General features: G+C 37.4%; 1 protein-coding gene and 1 pseudogene. Both read left to right on the forward strand.

The window, feature by feature from the left end; translation table 11 throughout:
• Nucleotides 1–36 precede the first annotated feature (36 nt).
• Nucleotides 37–234 carry an aspartyl-phosphate phosphatase Spo0E family protein gene (locus RB298_RS06785; protein ID WP_486046502.1) on the forward strand — a complete coding sequence of 66 codons (198 nt, stop codon included), beginning with the start codon at nucleotides 37–39 and terminating at the stop codon, nucleotides 232–234.
• Nucleotides 235–312: 78 nt separating this feature from the next.
• Nucleotides 313–1,427: pseudogene (locus tag RB298_RS06790) on the forward strand (IS3 family transposase); the annotation flags it as partial.

Genomic DNA, 1,427 nt, shown 5'->3' on the forward strand with positions numbered 1-1,427 from the left:
ATATCTAACATGTAAATTAATTAGGAGATTATGGGGATGGACGATACACGTGTAACGCAGAAAGTACTATTAGAAGAAATAGAACACGTTAAGGAAATTACGGTAAATATAACTTTTAAAAAAGGAATTGTAAGTGATAACATGGGAAAGGTAAGTCAAGCATTAGATAAGAAGCTAAATGAATTAGAAGAAATTTACAAAAAAAGCTCTTACTTCATGGGACTGACCCCCTAGAGTGAGACAAATAAAAAACACCTTTAAGTTAAAAAACGGGTATGTAGTACCTAACAATAACTTGGAGGTGTTTTTTCTATGGGGACAAGAGTCAGTTATCCGGTAGAAATAAAATTAAAAGCGATTGAAATGAGATTAGCTGGTATACCTGTAAAAGAAGTATTATCACAGCTGAATATTCGCAATCATACCCAATTAAAAACGTGGATGATATGGTATAAAAATGGAGAAATGCATCGATTTGAACAGCCTGTAGGCAAGCAATATTCATATGGGAAAGGTCCTGAATTTAAGAGCGAGACGTCTAAGTTAGAGGCAGAGAACCGGCAGTTAAAGCAACAGATTGAGATCTTAAAAAAGTACAAGGAATTGGAAAGGAAGTGGTACCAGAAATCGTAGTGAACACAGTGGAAGAGCTAAAAGGTCAGGTGCCTATTTATCAAATCTGTTTACATCTTAATATCCCTCGATCCACTTACTATCGTTGGAAGCAACATACAAAACGGGATACATTAAAGAAATGGATGGAACAACAAGTTGGTGAACAATGTCATAAACACAAGTTTCGATATGGCTATCGAAAGATTACAGCATTACTCAATCGAACGATGAAGATTAATCATAAGTTTGTGCAGCGTGCCATGCACAAGTATGGTTGGCAATGTCGCGTAAAACGGAAGAAACGTCAGCGAACAGGGCAACCTTATCAGGTTGCAGAGAATGTATTAAATCGTGAATTTCGAGCTGATCGTCCTCTTCAAAAACTAGTTACGGATATTACCTACTTGCCTTTTGGACCCAAACAGTTGTATCTTTCAAGTATTCAGGATTTATTTAACGGAGAAATCATTGCGTATTCCATTGGTGATTGTTAAAACGTAGCGTTTGTTTTAGATACGTTAAGTCAACTTCCTTCTTTGCCTGAAGGATGCACGCTGCATAGCGATCAAGGTTCCGTGTACACATCGTATGCTTATCAACAAAAAATCAAAGAAAGAGGCATTACCATGAGTATGTCCCGCAAAGGGACTCCCGCAGATAATGCCTCTATCGAATCGTTTCATTCCTCGCTAAAGTCTGAAACGTTCTACCTTGACGAGTTGACATACACTACGACCACCATCGTAGAGCAAACCGTCAAAAGCTATATTACTTATTATAACAATGCCCGTATTCAAACAAAACTAAACAAC

Origin of the sequence: Priestia sp. BR_2, assembly GCF_041954005.1 — a bacterium.
Taxonomy (GTDB): Bacteria; Bacillota; Bacilli; order Paenibacillales; family Paenibacillaceae; genus Paenibacillus_AQ; species Paenibacillus_AQ lautus_A.